Origin of the sequence: Spiroplasma endosymbiont of Sarcophaga carnaria (genome assembly GCF_964019595.1) — a bacterium.
GTDB classification, from domain to species: Bacteria; Bacillota_I; Bacilli_A; order Mycoplasmatales; family Mycoplasmataceae; genus Spiroplasma; species Spiroplasma poulsonii.
Map to the genome: position 1 here is coordinate 1295028 of NZ_OZ026456.1, position 18988 is coordinate 1314015.

19 protein-coding genes are annotated in these 18988 nt (G+C 27.5%); 17 read left to right on the top strand and 2 right to left on the bottom strand.

The features are described from left to right. Positions 1-53 precede the first annotated feature (53 nt). The 10 genes from era to AACK91_RS07415 all read left to right on the top strand — a co-directional run bounded on the left by era (position 54) and on the right by AACK91_RS07415 (position 9772). Positions 54-947, top strand: a complete 894-nt coding sequence (gene era, locus AACK91_RS07370) for a GTPase Era (protein ID WP_338965548.1) — start codon at positions 54-56, stop codon at positions 945-947. Positions 948-953: 6 nt separating this feature from the next. Further along, positions 954-1760 carry a DNA repair protein RecO gene (gene recO, locus AACK91_RS07375; RefSeq protein WP_338965550.1) on the top strand — a complete coding sequence of 269 codons (807 nt, stop codon included), beginning with the start codon at positions 954-956 and terminating at the stop codon, positions 1758-1760. Continuing rightward, on the top strand, positions 1761-2723 hold the full coding sequence (locus tag AACK91_RS07380) for an IS1/IS1595 family N-terminal zinc-binding domain-containing protein (RefSeq protein WP_338963247.1): 963 nt from the start codon (positions 1761-1763) through the stop codon (positions 2721-2723). Positions 2724-2895: 172 nt separating this feature from the next. Beyond that, positions 2896-4263 carry a glycine--tRNA ligase gene (locus tag AACK91_RS07385; RefSeq protein WP_338965552.1) on the top strand — a complete coding sequence of 456 codons (1368 nt, stop codon included), beginning with the start codon at positions 2896-2898 and terminating at the stop codon, positions 4261-4263. A 23-nt stretch (positions 4264-4286) separates the two neighbouring features. Continuing rightward, positions 4287-6164, top strand: coding sequence for a DNA primase (dnaG, locus tag AACK91_RS07390; protein WP_338965553.1), 1878 nt, complete (start codon positions 4287-4289; stop codon positions 6162-6164). A 5-nt stretch (positions 6165-6169) separates the two neighbouring features. Then, positions 6170-7519: a sigma-70 family RNA polymerase sigma factor gene (locus AACK91_RS07395; protein WP_338965554.1), complete on the top strand. Its 1350-nt coding sequence runs from the start codon at positions 6170-6172 to the stop codon at positions 7517-7519. An 11-nt stretch (positions 7520-7530) separates the two neighbouring features. Continuing rightward, a complete protein-coding gene (locus AACK91_RS07400; RefSeq protein WP_338965555.1) occupies positions 7531-8193 on the top strand; it encodes a class I SAM-dependent methyltransferase in 663 nt (220 codons plus the stop codon). Beyond that, positions 8193-8939: a Nif3-like dinuclear metal center hexameric protein gene (locus AACK91_RS07405; RefSeq protein WP_338965557.1), complete on the top strand. Its 747-nt coding sequence runs from the start codon at positions 8193-8195 to the stop codon at positions 8937-8939. The genes AACK91_RS07400 and AACK91_RS07405 overlap by 1 nt, the downstream gene beginning before the upstream one ends. Positions 8940-9064: 125 nt before the next feature. Next, positions 9065-9439 (top strand): hypothetical protein, encoded by a 375-nt coding sequence (locus AACK91_RS07410; RefSeq protein ID WP_338965558.1) that lies wholly within the window; start codon positions 9065-9067, stop codon positions 9437-9439. Positions 9440-9496: 57 nt separating this feature from the next. Then, positions 9497-9772 (top strand): hypothetical protein, encoded by a 276-nt coding sequence (locus AACK91_RS07415; protein WP_338965560.1) that lies wholly within the window; start codon positions 9497-9499, stop codon positions 9770-9772. A gap of 161 nt (positions 9773-9933) precedes the next feature. Here the strand turns inward: AACK91_RS07415 and AACK91_RS07420 are convergent, their stop codons facing one another. Continuing rightward, positions 9934-10896 (bottom strand): IS1/IS1595 family N-terminal zinc-binding domain-containing protein, encoded by a 963-nt coding sequence (locus AACK91_RS07420; RefSeq protein WP_338963247.1) that lies wholly within the window; start codon positions 10894-10896, stop codon positions 9934-9936. A 558-nt stretch (positions 10897-11454) separates the two neighbouring features. On the opposite strand from AACK91_RS07420, the gene AACK91_RS07425 reads away from it, so the two are divergent. Both AACK91_RS07425 and AACK91_RS07430 read left to right on the top strand, forming a co-directional pair. Continuing rightward, positions 11455-11823: a hypothetical protein gene (locus AACK91_RS07425; protein ID WP_338965562.1), complete on the top strand. Its 369-nt coding sequence runs from the start codon at positions 11455-11457 to the stop codon at positions 11821-11823. Continuing rightward, on the top strand, positions 11824-12786 hold the full coding sequence (locus tag AACK91_RS07430) for an IS1/IS1595 family N-terminal zinc-binding domain-containing protein (protein WP_338963247.1): 963 nt from the start codon (positions 11824-11826) through the stop codon (positions 12784-12786). It abuts the gene before it with no gap. Between the two features lie 177 nt (positions 12787-12963). On the opposite strand, the gene ispH is transcribed toward AACK91_RS07430, so the two are convergent. Beyond that, the gene (gene ispH, locus AACK91_RS07435; protein ID WP_338965564.1) at positions 12964-13845 is read right to left on the bottom strand and encodes a 4-hydroxy-3-methylbut-2-enyl diphosphate reductase; all 882 of its coding nucleotides are present in this window, start codon (positions 13843-13845) and stop codon (positions 12964-12966) included. A gap of 251 nt (positions 13846-14096) precedes the next feature. On the opposite strand from ispH, the gene AACK91_RS07440 reads away from it, so the two are divergent. From AACK91_RS07440 to AACK91_RS07460, 5 genes are all read left to right on the top strand, one after another. Continuing rightward, the gene (locus AACK91_RS07440; RefSeq protein ID WP_338965566.1) at positions 14097-14549 is read left to right on the top strand and encodes a hypothetical protein; all 453 of its coding nucleotides are present in this window, start codon (positions 14097-14099) and stop codon (positions 14547-14549) included. Positions 14550-14696: 147 nt separating this feature from the next. Next, positions 14697-15425, top strand: a complete 729-nt coding sequence (locus tag AACK91_RS07445) for a hypothetical protein (RefSeq protein ID WP_338965568.1) — start codon at positions 14697-14699, stop codon at positions 15423-15425. A gap of 76 nt (positions 15426-15501) precedes the next feature. Further along, positions 15502-16884 carry a DEAD/DEAH box helicase gene (locus tag AACK91_RS07450; protein WP_338965570.1) on the top strand — a complete coding sequence of 461 codons (1383 nt, stop codon included), beginning with the start codon at positions 15502-15504 and terminating at the stop codon, positions 16882-16884. 113 nt (positions 16885-16997) lie between these two features. Further along, complete coding sequence (locus AACK91_RS07455; RefSeq protein WP_338965571.1) at positions 16998-17258, top strand: hypothetical protein; 261 nt, start codon at positions 16998-17000, stop codon at positions 17256-17258. A 33-nt stretch (positions 17259-17291) separates the two neighbouring features. Continuing rightward, the gene (locus tag AACK91_RS07460; protein ID WP_338965572.1) at positions 17292-18986 is read left to right on the top strand and encodes an ABC transporter permease; all 1695 of its coding nucleotides are present in this window, start codon (positions 17292-17294) and stop codon (positions 18984-18986) included. Positions 18987-18988 lie beyond the last annotated feature (2 nt).

An 18988-nucleotide genomic window follows, 5' to 3' on the forward strand; every position in this document is an offset into this window, starting at 1 on the left:
TGAGCTTTTATCTTATTTTCCTTTATAATTAAGTTAATTACGAGGTGATAAAAATGACAATTAAATCAGGGTTTGTGGCAATTATTGGCCGTCCAAATGTTGGAAAGTCAACATTATTAAACACAATTTTAAATAATAAAGTAGCAATTGTTACAGCAAAAGCCCAAACAACGCGTAATCGAATTCAAGGAATTTATAATGACAATGAAGCGCAAATTGTGTTTATGGATACGCCAGGAATTCATAAAGCACATCATGAAATGGGTAAATTTATGAATAAAGTTGCTTTATCAACAACAAAAGCAGCTGATGTTATTTTATTTTTAGCGCCTGTAAATGAACATATTGGTGATAATGATCGTTATATTATTAAAGCACTCCAAGAACGAGGTGTTCCAATTGTTTTAGTTGTTACTAAGATTGATTTAGTTTCAAAAGGGGATTTAATGGTTAAAATTGCTGAATGAGAAAAAGTTCACAATTTTACTGCTGTAATCCCAATTTCAGCATTAAAACACGAAAATGTTCCGCAGTTATTAACATTATTAAAAGATCATCTAACAGAAGGACCACAATATTATCCTGATGATATGTTAACTGACCAACCAGAAAAGTTCTTAATTCGTGAAATTATTCGCGAAAAAATTTTACTTTTAACAGAAGATGAAATTCCACATAGTGTGGCAATTTTAATTGACAAGATTGAAGAACAACCAACATTATTAAAAATTATGGCTTCAATTTGTGTTGAGCGCAATTCACAAAAAGGCATTGTGATTGGTAAAAATGGACGGTTAATCAAAGAAATTGGGACGCAAGCTCGTTTAGAGTTAGAACAAATTTTAGGAACAAAAATATTTTTAGAGTTATTTGTTAAAGTGGTTGAAAAATGACGTGATAAACCATCAATGATTGCTCGTTTAGGATATAACAAAGAAAGTTATTAAGCAATAATGACAACAAAAGTTACTGGAATTGTTATTAATAAGCAAAGTTACGATGATGACAGTGAAATTATAACGGTTTTTACCAAAGAATTAGGTAAGTTAGCTTTTTTTGCTCCGGGTGTTCGAAAAATTACTTCGAAAAATCAATATGCGGTGCAATGGTTAGCAACTAGTACATTTGAAATATTTTTATCATATCAAGCAAATAAATTAAGTAAGTTAAAAACAGGAAATTTGTTAATAACACGAATTAAATTAACACAAAACTATGATGATTATTTACTAGTGACATTGCTTTGTGAAATTACCGAACAAGCTGTTGAAGAACGTTCTGCTGATTTAAAACTATATGATTTATTAGCAACAGCATTAGATAATTTAGTTGCTTGAGAAGATAACTTAAGTGTTGTGATTGTTTTTATGTTACAAGTTTTAAAATGGTATGGATTACAATGAAATCTAACGATGTGTAAACGTTGTGGGGGAAAACATAATATTAAAACAATTAGTTTTATTGAAGAAGGATATATTTGTAAAAATTGTTATTTACCAACAGATTATCTTTTTTCAATTGAATTAGTAAAAATGTTTAGTACAACGTCATTAGATAATTTTTATTTTCATAACAAAATTAATGTTAAAGAAATGATTATTTTATTTAAAATGCTATGTGAGTATTATTTAATGAAAGTTGGGATTTTTTCTTATAGTATTTATGAAATGCAGAAAAAATCTTTAATTTTGTCGAAAACTCTTGATATTTATAAAATATACCTAAAATTAGGTATATTTTTAATATATAGAGGTAAATAAATGATGAAAAAAATAATTACAGAATTAATAAATAGCTTAACAGATGATCAATTTTTAGAATTTTATGAAAAAATAAAACAACAAGCAGACTTAATTAAAAAACAAAAACGTTTAAATGAAATTGATCAAAAATTTAGAGATAAAGGCATTATATGTCCTAATTGCAAATCTTTTCATTGTGTTAAAAATGGTCATAATTCCGAAGGAAAACAAAAATATTTATGTAAAAAATGTCGTGCTAGTTTTGATGCATTTCGTCATCATTTTACTTATTGAAGTCATTTAAATTATGAACAGTGAAATTTATTAATTCAAATTTCATTGTTAGGACAATCTAGTAAAATAATTTCTCGTTTTATTAAAACAACCCCAAAAACCGCTTGATATAATCGACAAAAATTAATGCAATCAAAACAATTAGAAAATACACAGTTAAAATTTAAAAAATTAAATGGTCAAATCCAAATGGATGAAACATTTATTAAAGAAATTCATAAAGGCAATTTTAAAGATAAATTTGATAAACGAAAAACTCATCTCGATCCATTTTCAACTGATACCAAATGCTGTATTCAAATGGCAGTTGATAGCAATAATAATATTTTTGTTCAATCCACCAATACCAAAAGATTACAAAAACAATGGATTATTGAAAATATGAATAAGCAACTAATTAAAGAAAAATCAATAATTATTTCTGATATGCAACCACTATATTTATTAGTAGCAAAACAAACAAATTCTACTCTATATTCCACCAAAACTAGTACAAACCCTGATACTAGTTATCAAAAGTTAAATAAGATTAGTAAATTACAATCCAGTCTTAAAGAAGCCTTAATTCATTATCATGGTTTGGGTTTCACTAATATTCAAAATTATTTAAAGCTCTGAAAATGAAAATACCAACACAAAGGTTTAACACCAAACCAACAATCAACGGTATTATATTTTAACGTTTAAAAAATTTAAAGCAAAATCATAATCTTACACAAAATTAGTTTTCAAATTGTCATATTGATGATTTTTTTTATTTCATCAAGAGTTTTCGACAAAATTAAAGGAAAAAATCAATTTATTTTAAATAATAACATAGTATAATTGAGGGTAGAGAAATAAAAAGGAGTTATATTTAATGCAATATACATTAGAAGAAGTTGTTAATCATTTAAAAGCACAAGGCTTTGTTTTTCAAGGAAGTGAAATTTATGGGGGTTTAGCAAATAGTTGAGATTTTGGTCCATTAGGTGTTGAATTAGAACGAAATTTAAAAAGTTTATGATGGCAACATTTTATTACAAAATCAAAATATAATGTTGGTCTTGATAGTGCAATTTTAATGAACAATAATGTGTGAAAGGCTTCGGGTCATTTAGGGAATTTTGCTGATCCATTATTAGATTGTAGAAAATGTAAAACCCGTATGCGAGCAGATAAACTAATTGAAGATAATTATCCTGACCTTAATTGTGGGGGATGAAGTAATGAACAATTAAAAACATTTATTGAAGAAAAGAATTTGGTGTGCCCAAATTGTGGAGCGCATGATTTTACTGATATTCGTCAGTTTGAATTAATGTTTAAGACGAATCACGGTGTGTTAGAAGATGAAAAATCAATTGTTTATTTACGACCAGAAACAGCACAAGGAATTTTTGTTAATTTTAAAAATGTTCAACGTTCATTGCGAAAAAAACTGCCATTTGGAATTGGCCAAATTGGAAAGTCATTTCGAAATGAAATTACACCGGGAAATTTTATTTTTCGAACACGTGAATTTGAACAAATGGAGTTAGAATTTTTTTATGATCCAAATGAAGAAACAGATTGATTTGAATATTGAGTTAAAGAAGTTACTAAGTTTTTAAATTTGATTAATTTAAATCCTAAGAATTATCTTTTTCGTAACCATGAAGCCAATGAATTAGCCCATTATGCTAAACGTACAATTGATGTTGAATATAAGTTTTTATTTGGAACAGGTGAATTATGAGGGATTGCTGATCGTGGTGATTTTGATTTGCGTCAACATAGCATAACGAGTAAACAAGATTTAAGTTATTTAAACCAAGAAACAAACGAAAAAATTTTACCCCATGTTATTGAACCATCAGTTGGGGTTGGGCGTTTAATGTTAGCAATCTTATATGATGCTTATCATGTTGAACAAGTTGGTGATAATGATTCACGAATTGTTTTAAAATTAAGTCCGTTGTTAGCACCATATCAACTTGCTGTTATTCCATTAAGTAAACAATTAAATGCAGCAGCTTATCAATTGTATGAAAAATTATTAAATCAATTCCAATGTACCTATGATGAAACGGGAAACATTGGAAAACGTTATCGTCGCCAAGATGCAATTGGAACACCATTTTGTGTTACTTTTGACTTTGAATCATTAGAAGACCAAAAGGTTACTGTTCGTAATCGTGATACAATGGTGCAAGAACGAATTGCTATTGCTAATTTAGAAGAGCATTTTCAAGCATTATTAAAATAAATAATTAAAAGGAGGAGGAAGGTATGGCATTAATTAGTAATGAAAAGATTGATTTAATTCGGTCAAAAGTAAATATTGTTACAGTAATGTCAGAGTATTTATCGTTGGAAAAACGGGGACGAAATTATTGAGCTGTTTGTCCTTTCCATCAAGATTCACATCCTTCAATGAGCATTTCACCAGAAAAACAAATTTATCGTTGTTTTGCTTGTTCAGCTGGTGGCAATGTTTTTACTTTTTTACAAGAATATGAAAATATTAGTTTTATTGAAGCTTTAAAAAAAGTTGCAGGAATGGCTAATATTTCCTTAGATGAGTTAACAACTTATCAAGAAAAAGCAAAATATGATGAAACTGATAAATTAATTTTTGAAATTAATGCTTTAGCACAAGCTTATTTTAGCAATAACTTAGCAACAAAAAAGGCTCATGCGGCAAAAGAATATTTAGCAACAAGAAAAATTGATGAACAAGAGATTGAGTTATTTAATATTGGTTATGCTGAAAGTGGTTTTGATCATTTATATCATTTTTTAATTAAAAAAGGCTATAGCATTAATGATATTCAACAAACCGGATTAATTACGATTAAAAATGAGAAAGTTTATGATTATTTTAATAATCGAGTTATGTTTCCAATTAAAAATGAGGATAGTTATATTATTGGATTTTCGGGGCGTGTGATTGGGCAAGATGACAACGTTGCGAAGTATTTAAATACCCCAGAAACAAAAGTCTTTAAAAAAGAACAATTAATGTATAATATTCAACGAGCAAAACCATTTATTCGCCAACAAAATAATTTAATTTTGTTAGAAGGATATATGGATGTTATTAGTTTAGATAAATTAGATCTTAAAAATACCGTTGCATTAATGGGGACAAATTTAAGTGATTATTATATTAAGGAAATTAAGAAGTTAACAGGTGAATGCTTAGTCTTTTTAGATGGTGATCAAGCAGGAATTAATGCTAGTTTAAAAGTTGCAGCAAAATTATTAGTTAATAATTTAAAAGTAAAAATTGTTTTAAACGAAACACAGCAAGACCCCGATGAATTGGTCAATAGTGGTCAGGGAGAATTAATTCAGACAATGTTAACCCATGCAATGCATCCAATTAATTTTGCACTGGATTATTTTAAAAATAAATTTAATTTAGAAGAAGCAAATGAATTAGAAGAATTCATCAATGTTGTTGGAACTTTAATTAAAGCAAGCCCCAATCCCTTAGAACAAGAACTAGCAATTAATAATTTGGTAAAAATTACGGGAATTTCAAGTGAAACAATTCAAACAAAAATTACCCAAATTAAAGTGTATTATAAACCAATTACAAATGCTTCAACATTAGACTCACCTTCACCAGTTGTTGTCCCCGAAGTTGCAAAGGCCGCACAAAAGTCAACATCCGGAATTGTTAAAGATTCTAAGGCCATTAAAAAAACAAAATATAAAATTAAAAGTTTAAAACGTTATATGTTAGCAGAGCAAAACATGTTATTACAATTACTTGTGTCGCGAAAGGCCGTTGATTTTTATCAGACAAAAATCGTATATTTGAATTTTAATAGTTATCGACTGCTAGCAAATGATATAATTATGTATTATAATAGACATTTAGGGGCAGAAAATGTTAATATTAATATGTTGTGTGAAGAAATAAATGATCCGGATTTAAAGAAGATGTTAATGGACATTATTGATAAATCAACGATTAAAATTAAATATAATAAGAAAGAATTAGAAGACTATGCGCTGCTAATTGATGATTTTGCCAATGAAAAAGAGATTGCAATGCTATGAAATAAACTAGAAAAAGCAAATAATCTGATTGAACAACAAACCATTTCAATGGAAATTGATAAGATGAACCAACGTTTAAAGTTTAAAAAGGGGTAGAGAGAATGGGATTATCAAAAAAAGACATCAGAGAAATAAAAACTTTTGATGAATTTAAAGATTATATTAATAAATTTTTAGAAGAAAATAACAATGAAATTGAACAAGAAAAATTAATTACTTTAATTAATGATCATTTTGAAATTGATGATAATGATGTTGACGAGTACTTTGAAGAATTAGTTGCTAATGGGGTTGAATTTAGCGATGTAAATTTAGAAGAAGTTGAAGAAGTTGAAGAAGTTGAAGAAGTCGAAGAAGTAATTAAACCAGGAAAAAAACAAAGTGAGGATAAGTTGCGCTACAAAGTTGGCGGAATTTCAAATGAAACTAAAATTCAAGATATTATTAAAGCATACTTTAATGTTTTAGGAACAAGTAAAATTCTTACCCGTGAAGAAGAAATTAAATATGCTAAAATACTGGAGGCAACAGATCCCGAAGAAAAACGTTATGGACGTGAAAAGTTGATTACTTCAAACTTAAAGTTAGTTGTATCGGTTGCTCGTAAGCATTTAAACCGGGGGTTAGATTTTTCTGATTTAATTGAAGAAGGAAATATTGGTTTAATGAAAGCGGTTGATAAATTTGACTATACACGTGGATTTAAGTTTTCAACATATGCAACATGATGAATTCGACAAGCAATTACACGAGCAATTGCTGATCAGGCACGAACAATTCGAATTCCAGTGCATATGGTTGAAACAATTAATAAATTAACAAGAATTGAGCGTCAGTTAACGCAAGAATTAGGTCGTGAACCAAGTTTTAATGAGATTGCTGAAAGAATGGGGCAGGGAATGACTGGTGAAAAAGTGCGTGAAATTAAGCGCTTATCAATTGAACCAGTTTCATTAGAAAAGCCAATTGGAGATGAAGATGACACTCATTTTGGTGACTTTGTTAATGACAAAGATATTTTTACTCCTGATGAATATGCTGAGAAAGAATCATTACGAGAAGTAATTGATGAAGTTTTTCATGAGATTTTATCAGCACGTGAAGAGAAAGTAATTAGAATGAGATTTGGAATTTTACCAACAAAATTAAGAACTGTTTTAAGATTGGCAAAGGAATGTGAAGATGAAACTTTTCCAGAATTGGTGCAAACAGTAAAAGCGTTAGATATTCATTATGACACACCAATTGAAAAGGTTCAAAGTCGAAAAAATAAACTAATTGATAAACATTTGTCGAAATACGATTCGCCAAAAACCTTAGAAGAAGTGGGAAAAGAGTTTAAGGTTACTCGTGAGCGTATTCGTCAAATTGAGGCAAAAACAATTCGTAAATTTAAACCAAACCAAGCTAATTCAAAAGCAAAAGTATTAAAAGACTTTTTTAAATGATAGGTGTTTAAACCATGGATAGATTATCAGAACGCCTATTATTAATTGCAAAGCAAGTTAATGATAAAGACGTTATTTGTGATATTGGAACTGATCATGCAATGATTCCAATTTATTTGGCAAAAGGAAATTTAATTACCAAAGCCTATGCTTGTGACATTGCAGAAAAACCATTAGCACAAGCAAAAAAAAATATTGCTAAATATCAAGTTGGTGAAATTATTACCCCAATTTTAGCAAATGGTTTGTATGGACTTGCCAATATTAAAATTGATTCATGTATTATTTCGGGATTAGGTAGTGCTAGTATCCTTGAAATTTTACAAAATGATTCAGATCTAATTGATCGTTATATTTTGTGTTCAAATGATGACCCAACTATTTTACGACAATGAGTTAAAGCAAAAAAATATTTTATTGAAAAAGAACTTTTAATTAAAGAAAATGAAATTATTTATGAAATTATTGTTATCAATAAAGTTGCTGGGCAAAAAGTTAAAAACAAAAGAGACATTCTGTTCGGGCCAGTATTGCGAAAAGAACAAACTAAACTTTTTCAAGAAAAATGATTATTAAAAAACGATTATTATCAAACATTATTAAATAAAATTCCAGTCAAAACAAAACGTTATAAAGAAATTAGAGCAAAATTAAAAATGATAAATAAGGTGATTTAATGTTAATTAAAAAATTATATCAAGAAATTGAAACTGATTTTCCGTTAAAAACAGCAGCGAAGTGAGATTATAGCGGTTTTCAATGGGGATTTAAACATAATGAAATAACGCAAGTTTTTGTTAGTTTAGATTTAACAACAGAAGTGATTGATGAAGTCATTGCCCAAAAAGCAAATGTGATTATTACGCATCATCCGTTTTGTTTTAATAAGAAAAAAGTATGAGCACAAATTAAGTATAAACAAGAAATTTTAAAACGGTTAAAAGAACATCAAATTTCGGTTTATGCGGTTCATACTAACTATGATGGTTTAATGAATGAATTAATTTTGCAAGAACTAGATGCGCAAAAAATTATTTCATTTGCAAAAGATTCTTTTACTAAAATTGGTTATGTGACATTAACTGTTGATGAAGTTATTACAAAGTTGAAAACAATTTTTAACATTGCAGTAGTGCAACATAATTTAACAAATTATCACCAACCAATAACAACAATTGCTTTAGCTGCTGGTGCTGGTGGGGATGTTATTGCTAAATTAGATAATGAAGTTGATCTTTTTATTACTGGAGAAATAAAATGAGACCAGTGAGTGTTAGCAAATGAGAAGCAACTTTCCGTTGTTTGTTTTAACCACTATATGGAAGACTTTTTTAGTATTGCTTTTGCGGGTTATTTAAAACGGAAATTTCCAACTTTGCCAGTTACTGTTTATCATATTAAAAATATTATTAACTATCGTTAGTAATATTTTTTAATTTTTCAAAATATTGCAACATTTGGCAAGTTTTAGCGATATTTTTTATTAATTTTAACTTTTTTAGGTTAGAATTAATGTGGCAATTTTAAAAAAGGAGATGTCTATTAAATATGAAAAAACTATTAGCATTGCTAGAAATTTCTGCTTTGACAACAACAAGTGTTAGTACAATTGTTGGATGTCAACATTTGCAACCAGCAGAAGAAGACCCAAATATTGGAACTGCGAAAGATGCAGAGATTTTAAACAAAATTTCACAACGTGCTTCAAATGCTTTTTTAGATTATATTTGCGCTAAAAACATTATTGATAGTACGGAATATCAAAACCAATTTAGTAATTTATACACAATGGTCTATAAAAACAACCAAAAGGTCCCATTGTCTCCAACCTATGAAAACGTTAAACCAGCTTTATCAATTCTAATGGCTGGTTTTATGGCAAGTTTTAATAACATTAATAATGCAATTATTAGTGATTATTAAAATTATTATTTAAAAACAACCCCATTAGAGATAGTTCCTAATAGCTCAACATATAGTTTGAGTTTTATTGATGTTAACCAATTAGTAGCTATTTCTGATCCAGCGATTGAAGATGTGCATGCTGTTCGCATTGATTTGAATTTTAAATTTGAAGTTAATTTTAAAACATTAACATCATCTTCTGAGTATTCAATGCAATATATTATTACTGATAATCCAATTGTAATGAAAAAAGTTTTAACGGGAGTTATTAGTAAAATTTCAAAAGTAATCGTTGATTTCTTTAATAAAGAAGGAACATTTCAAATTGACAACAATAATGATTTTAAATAAATTTATGATGATTTTAATGTTAATTATACAACTAATTTTACGGACTTAGATAATATTATTTCTTTAATTTTGTCGAAAACTCTTGATGAAATAAAAAAAATCATCAATATGACAATTTGAAAACTAATTTTGTGTAAGATTATGATTTTGCTTTAAATTTTTTAAACGTTAAAATATAATACCGTTGATTGTTGGTTTGGTGTTAAACCTTTGTGTTGGTATTTTCATTTTCAGAGCTTTAAATAATTTTGAATATTAGTGAAACCCAAACCATGATAATGAATTAAGGCTTCTTTAAGACTGGATTGTAATTTACTAATCTTATTTAACTTTTGATAACTAGTATCAGGGTTTGTACTAGTTTTGGTGGAATATAGAGTAGAATTTGTTTGTTTTGCTACTAATAAATATAGTGGTTGCATATCAGAAATAATTATTGATTTTTCTTTAATTAGTTGCTTATTCATATTTTCAATAATCCATTGTTTTTGTAATCTTTTGGTATTGGTGGATTGAACAAAAATATTATTATTGCTATCAACCGCCATTTGAATACAGCATTTGGTATCAGTTGAAAATGGATCGAGATGAGTTTTTCGTTTATCAAATTTATCTTTAAAATTGCCTTTATGAATTTCTTTAATAAATGTTTCATCCATTTGGATTTGACCATTTAATTTTTTAAATTTTAACTGTGTATTTTCTAATTGTTTTGATTGCATTAATTTTTGTCGATTATATCAAGCGGTTTTTGGGGTTGTTTTAATAAAACGAGAAATTATTTTACTAGATTGTCCTAACAATGAAATTTGAATTAATAAATTTCACTGTTCATAATTTAAATGACTTCAATAAGTAAAATGATGACGAAATGCATCAAAACTAGCACGACATTTTTTACATAAATATTTTTGTTTTCCTTCGGAATTATGACCATTTTTAACACAATGAAAAGATTTGCAATTAGGACATATAATGCCTTTATCTCTAAATTTTTGATCAATTTCATTTAAACGTTTTTGTTTTTTAATTAAGTCTGCTTGTTGTTTTATTTTTTCATAAAATTCTAAAAATTGATCATCTGTTAAGCTATTTATTAATTCTGTAATTATTTTTTTCATCATTTATTTACCTCCATATATTAAAAATATACCTAATTTTAGGTATATTTTATAAATATCAAGAGTTTTCGACAAAATTAAAGTATTATTTTTACAAAATTAAAAAAAGTTCTGACAGATGATGCGACTTTAAAAGATTTTGTTGATAATATTAAATATAATTCAGCAATTCCATTATTAACTTTATTAACTAGTGCAATTAATGATAAAACAAATGGCGAAGCTGTTGTCAGAGCAGATACAGCGACGTATAATTGAACTGGTGAAGGTTATCAACCAGCGCAAATTACCCCAGAACATTTTGTTCAATTTTATCGTTCATTTGTTAATGTTTTTAATACTGGTCATAATAATTTAAACTTAGCAACTTTTAATATTGATTTAGGAAAAATAATTGTTGCTGGTTTACCATTATCGGGCGCTGTTATTAGTGGTGACCATCCGTTAAAAGTCCAAGTTGAAATTACAGAGGAAGGTTTAACAAATAAATTAACCCAATTTGGAAATTTAATAGCTGCTTTTTTTAAATATTTTCAAATTGAATCAAATAAAAATTCAGCGGTGCTTCATCTTAACGATACAACGTTTGCTAAAATTTTAGCTTTATCACAGTATGATTATATAAAGATTTTACACATTTTATCTAATGATTTTAAAGCATCGGATGAAGCAAAGGATTTACCAGGTTTGAATATTTTTTCTTTAGGAGATTTAAGTCAAAATCATAATTTAGAATTGAATGCTGCTAAAACTCGTTTTACTTTAGGGCGATATTGGATTTGAAATTTTGATTTTCATTTTGGAACAAATAATGCAATTTTTTATACCGGTTGAACTTTATGAAATTTTGCTTTAATTTTGTCGAAAACTCTTGATATTTATAAAATATACCTAAAATTAGGTATATTTTTAATATATAGAGGTAAATAAATGATGAAAAAAATAATTACAGAATTAATAAATAGCTTAACAGATGATCAATTTTTAGAATTTTATGAAAAAATAAAACAACAAGCAGACTTAATTAAAAAACAAAAACGTTTAAATGAAATTGATCAAAAATTTAGAGATAAAGGCATTATATGTCCTAATTGCAAATCTTTTCATTGTGTTAAAAATGGTCATAATTCCGAAGGAAAACAAAAATATTTATGTAAAAAATGTCGTGCTAGTTTTGATGCATTTCGTCATCATTTTACTTATTGAAGTCATTTAAATTATGAACAGTGAAATTTATTAATTCAAATTTCATTGTTAGGACAATCTAGTAAAATAATTTCTCGTTTTATTAAAACAACCCCAAAAACCGCTTGATATAATCGACAAAAATTAATGCAATCAAAACAATTAGAAAATACACAGTTAAAATTTAAAAAATTAAATGGTCAAATCCAAATGGATGAAACATTTATTAAAGAAATTCATAAAGGCAATTTTAAAGATAAATTTGATAAACGAAAAACTCATCTCGATCCATTTTCAACTGATACCAAATGCTGTATTCAAATGGCGGTTGATAGCAATAATAATATTTTTGTTCAATCCACCAATACCAAAAGATTACAAAAACAATGGATTATTGAAAATATGAATAAGCAACTAATTAAAGAAAAATCAATAATTATTTCTGATATGCAACCACTATATTTATTAGTAGCAAAACAAACAAATTCTACTCTATATTCCACCAAAACTAGTACAAACCCTGATACTAGTTATCAAAAGTTAAATAAGATTAGTAAATTACAATCCAGTCTTAAAGAAGCCTTAATTCATTATCATGGTTTGGGTTTCACTAATATTCAAAATTATTTAAAGCTCTGAAAATGAAAATACCAACACAAAGGTTTAACACCAAACCAACAATCAACGGTATTATATTTTAACGTTTAAAAAATTTAAAGCAAAATCATAATCTTACACAAAATTAGTTTTCAAATTGTCATATTGATGATTTTTTTTATTTCATCAAGAGTTTTCGACAAAATTAAAGAAATTTTGAACTTCAGTTTGAGAAATTTAATATATAATTTTAAGATAATAAAAATAAAGCGAATTTCGCTTTATTTTTTAGATGTTTTCTAAAAAACGAATTACTTCTAATTGAATAATACTTGGTGTTGAAGCACCAGCAGTAACAGCAACATCGCTTTTGTTTGTTAATCAATCACGGTTAATATCATTTTTATCATTAATACGATATGATTTAATGCCAATTTGTTCTCCCATTTCAACTAATTTTAAAGTGTTACTACTGCGTTCATCACCAACCACTAATAAAAGATCAATATTGGTTGGATCTAAACTTAAAACTGCATTTTGGCGCTCCAATGTCGCGTTACATAAATAATTTTTAAAAGTAATTTCATTCGGAACTAACCTTTTAATTTTTTCAACAATTGCTTCAATATCAATTTTTGATAAGGTGGTTTGGTTAGTAATTAAGATTTTTTTATTTGGATCAAGGTCAAGCAGAATTGTATCAGCTTCTTCTTCGGTTGTGACAAGTTTAATGGTGGGACTAATTGCTAACATTGCATTTGTTTCTGGATGAAAGTGTTTTCCGATAAAGATAATTTGATAATCGTCTTTTTGTAAATATTCTTTAATTAAATCTTTCGTTACTGTCACTCATTCACATTCGGTATCAACAAGCGTAATGTTTTTCGCTGCCGCAATATCTTTAATTCGATCATCACTGCTATGAGCACTTAAAATGATAACAGCATTATCTGGTATTGTTTTAATTAATTCTAAGCGGTTGAGTTTAAAGTCATTAACGGGGATGACACCTAAGTTAACAATTTCTTCAATAACATGGCGGTTATGGACTAAGTAACCTAACATATAAATTTCCCGCCCGGCATACTTTACTGCCGCTTCTTTTGCTCATTTAATTGATTTAACAACACCAAGGCAGTATCCGCGTGGTGTTACTTTGACAACTTTCATTTTTTCACCACCCATTTTATCTATTTATATGATAACACAACTAAAAAATGTTAGTCTCATCATTTTAAAATAATCTGTTAAAGGTATTTATTAATTAACTTAAATTTGATACAATTATATGGTATATTTTAAGGTAAAGAGTATGATTTTCCTTAAAATATTACATTTATTTTAAAATAGTAATACTTTAGGATAAAAATAATTTAATTAAATATATAGCGCTAAAAGCATTATACGAAAGGAGATTGAGTATGACAACTTCAAAAACTGTGAAAACTACTAGCAAGGCATCAACGCCTAAAAAGCCTGTATTAAAAAATGGTGTGGAAGAAAAATGAATATTTATTAAAGAACAAGCAGTAGTAGATTCAACTCCAGCGATGAAAAGATCAATCGATCGTTCAGTTGGATATGTTTATACTAAAACTGTTGCAGATTATCGTGCCAAAGATGGTTCGGCAATTACAACCGCAATTACTGCAGAAAGATTAATTGCAGAGAGATTAGGGAAATCAACAGCACAGCGAAAAGCAATTGAAGCAAAAAATCGTAAAGTGGCAAATGAAAAATTAGAAGCAATTGGAAATGGGAATCCCGCAAAAAAAGCAGCAGCAAAAAGCAAGGGTGCTAAAAAAACAAGTGCAAAAAAAAACAACAGGGAAAAAAATGGCATTAAAAAAATAAGAGAAAATAAAGAGAGATAGGAACAATAACTAGTTTTACTAGTTATTGTTTTATTTAAATTTTTTATTAATATTTTTACTGTTTTATTAAAAAATAGAAAAATAAAATTAAGAATTTTTGATAATTAGGACTATAATAAACTTAAATAAGGGGAAAGAGGTTGAATTATGAAAACATTTGCAAAATGAAGTATTGCTTTAATTTGAACTATTGTTTTACTTATTTTAGTTTTAGCATTAGCTTTTTTAGCTGTTCATTATAATGGTTATTATTGAGAAGGGAAAGAACTACCTATTAATATTAATGATATTAAATCATTTGATGGGAATGGTTATCAATTAATTACTGAATTAGGTCTTGGGGAAGTAATGCGATTAGCATCAAGTGGGACTTTTACTTGAGGGTATTCTAATTATGTTACTGTTAATGGTCAAGCGATAGACTTAATGGAATGATTAAAACAACCAGTAAGTGTTGTAAATGGTATTATTCAGTGACCAGCAGATTATGAACTTGAAATTGGAACAAATTTTGCAACAGTAACGGGAAGTATTGTTGTTGTCTTATTAGTTGCCATCCCAGTTTTAAGTCTTGTTGGTTTTTATGTAACTGCAAAAATGACTAAAGCAATTACTCGCCCCTATTCAATTGAATATTTAGATGCTCGAAAAAATATTAAAAAAACAAAAACTCATGCTAAAAAAGCATTAACAAAAATGGGGAAAGCTGTTAAAAAAGGAAAAGAACAATCAACCACGTTAGCTAAAACAAAAGAATATTGAACTAATTCATTAGATCAAGCGCAATCTGCTTTTAATAAAGAAAAAGAACTTTTTAAAACCAAATATAATAAAAAACCTCCAGCCAAAAAATTAAATATTGCTGTTGGAAAATAGCAGATTAAATAATTAAATTAGCAATAATTTCATTTTTTATTTATGTTATAATTTTGATATTAAGAGGGTGCTGACAATGAGTAATTTTAATAAACTAGGTTTAAAACGCTTTTTAAATTTAGGGTTAGAACAATTAAATTTTACAGAACCAACAATGGTCCAAGAAAAAGTTATTCCATTGTTATTAAAACATCAAAATGTTATTTGTAAAGCCCATACGGGGACGGGTAAAACTTTTGCTTTTTGTTTACCAATTTTAAATAATTTAAATTATGACCAACCAAGCATTCAAGCAATCATTGTGACACCAACGCGGGAGTTAGCAAAACAAATTTATGATAACATTCGTTTTTTTAAAACGTTTCAACCAGCATTACAAGTTAATTGTTTTGTTGGTGGAGAAGATATTAACCGCCAAGTAGAACAGTTAACGCGAAGTCAACCACACATTATGGTTGTGACACCAACACGGTTAAAGGATTTGTTTGATCAGCAAAGTTTAAAATTAGGAAAGTTAACAACATTTATTGTTGATGAATGTGATATGATTTTTGATTTAGGTTTTATTGAAAATGTTGATTATTTGTTAAGCAAGGTTAATTCTAATGTTCAAGTTTCTGTTTTTTCAGCAACAATTCCAGAAGAACTAAAACCATTTTTAATTAAATATTTAAATAATCCGCATTACTTAGATTTAAATGCAAATCAAACAACAAACCAAAATATTACGCATATTTTAATTCCAACGAAGCACCAAGAACGAAGCACTGTTTTATTAAAACTTTTAAATACGTTTGATCCCTATTTATGTTTAATTTTTGTTAATAAAAAAGAAGAAATTAATAAATATTATGATTTATTATTAGAACATAATTATTCGGTAACTCAATTGCATGCTGGGTTAGAACCACGTTTGCGAACTCAAATTGTAAAACGAATTCGGAATTTAGAATATAAATATATTATTGCAAGTGATATTGCTGCGCGTGGAATTGATTTTGTTGGCGTAAGCCATGTTATTTCAATCGACTTACCAACTGACCTCGAATATTATATTCATCGTAGTGGTCGAACCGGACGGGCGAATTATACTGGTTATAGTTATACTTTGTATGATACAAAAAATTTAACGCTAGTTCAACAACTAATTGCAAAGGGAATTACTTTCAAGTATCAAAAATGAAATCAGCAGAACGAATTAGTCGATGTTGATTTAGCAATTAGTAAACCAAAAAAACAAAATTCAGAACAAGTCAATAATGAAATTAACAAAATTATTCATCGTTATAAAACAAAAGAGAATAATAAAAAGGTTAAACCTGGTTATAAAAAGAAACGAAAAGAAGAGATTGCTGCGTTAAAAAAACAAATTCGTCGTGATCATATAAAAGCATCAATTAAAAAAATTAAAAAAGAAAAAGCAAAAGAACGGGGAATGAAATTATTTGATAAAGAATAACAAAGCAAGATTGAAAAATTTAATATAAAAAAGAAACAAAAACCTTTTTATTATAATTATTCTATAATTTCTAAAATTAGAAATTATTTATAAAAACAAATAGGAGGAAAAATATGACTCATAATGAGGCAACAAAAACAACAAGCACTAAGAAAAAAACAGATCTAAATAAAAAAATTAGTTCATTTTTTTCAATAAAAATGTTTCGTTATACTTTAATTAAAATGTTAAAATCACCATCAACATATGTTATGTTTGTGTTGACATTTGTTGTAGGATTAATTATTACTATTTCAATGTCGACAACAATGATGGATAATCCTAGTGGTGAATATAGTGAGACAGCAAAATCAGTATTTAGTATTTATTCATAAATTTGATATATGTTGTATTTTGGTTTAACATCAATGTTTATTGGATTTAAAGCTGTACAATTAGTGCGTGATGAAATTGATGATGGAACATTATTAATTTTTTCATCAATTCCAATTTTACGAACAAGAATGATTATTGAAAAATGATTAGCACTACAATTTTTGTGTTTAGTATATTCAGTAATAATTTTATTAGTACCACCTTTAATTTCATTAGGAATGGGTCCAAAAGGAGCGGCACTAGGAAAAGTAATTTTAAGTAAAATTAATTTTATGATTTTAACAAGTTTTATTTTACAATTATTTTTGACAACAATTGGAATTTTAATCTCATTAGGATTAAATTCAAAAGGAGTTATTGGAATCTTATTTACAGTTGGTTTTTTAACTGTAATTGGGGCGATGATTCCCTTCATTTATAATTCAACAAAATTTTCTGATAAGTCTTCAGCATATTTAATGCAAACAACGGACTTAGCAAAAAGTCCCGTCAAGTTTAATGATTCTGAACTTATTAAAACATATCATAATATCCTTGACCCGGTTGGATGGCCAGCTTGAAGTTATTATAATAACAAACTTCAACTTAATATTAATTCTAGTTTAGATGTTAACACAGCTGGTTCATTTAATGTTACTAGTTTAGTTAATAATATTGATACTGCAATTCAAAATGCTTTAACAGCAAATCCGGGGGCAACAGAAATTAATTGAGAACAGTTTGTAGCAGAAGTCAAGAAAGATTCAACCAGTTATCCAAAATTAGCAAAATTAATTAACAATAATTTTTTAGAATTCGATGGTTATAATCCAAAACCATTTACTGAAATGGAAAGAGGAAATGATAAAGTTAAATTTTCTAATAATACGGATAAAGGAATTAATATTTTAGGACAATTTTATCAAGAATTAGCTTCTGGAACACCATTGATTGTTTCATCAGCAAAACCTTCATCAACAAAACTTAATTTAAATGAAATAGATGAAAGTAAATTAACAAGTAATACTTCAAAACAAATTTATAAAATTATGAAAACAATGTATGATAAAGGGGTATTTTTACCAACAATTATTGGTTATGATTATAATTCATATCGTTCTAATTCATATAGCGATCTTCTTGGACCAAATGTTATTACAAATTTTATTGTTGCAGGATTATCAAACGATAGTCACAAACATTTTCGTGATTTTAGTGGTAATTTAACAAACTTTTTAACAAAAAATTTATATTTGCAAAATGTTTATCTTAATGACCCCGTAATGTCAATCTATTATCAATTTGTTTCACAAATGTATTATTGGTTGAATCAAGGAGCATATACAAGAATGTCAGATACTGCTATTTTTGATGATAAAACTAAAGCCACATCAGAATTACAAAGTATTGCCAGTGCTGAAAAACAATATAAATTAATGGCTTATTTAAATATTTGACAACAATTAGTTATTATGTGAACAGGTGATGCTCGCGCAAGTCTTGCCGCACAAGATAATATTGTATCATCAATGTTATTACCATTAAATAATTATTTAGAACCAAAAGTTAATAATGTTGAATACAAAGTTAATAACAATGCTGCACAAACAGGTTATTTCTTAATGGCTGATTTTAATAGACCAGTAACATTAACTAGTTTAACAGGAATGTATGCCGGTTATTTATTAGTAACTGTCGGATTAGCAGCGATAACATTATGATGAATTACAAGAAAGGATTTTGTATAGTT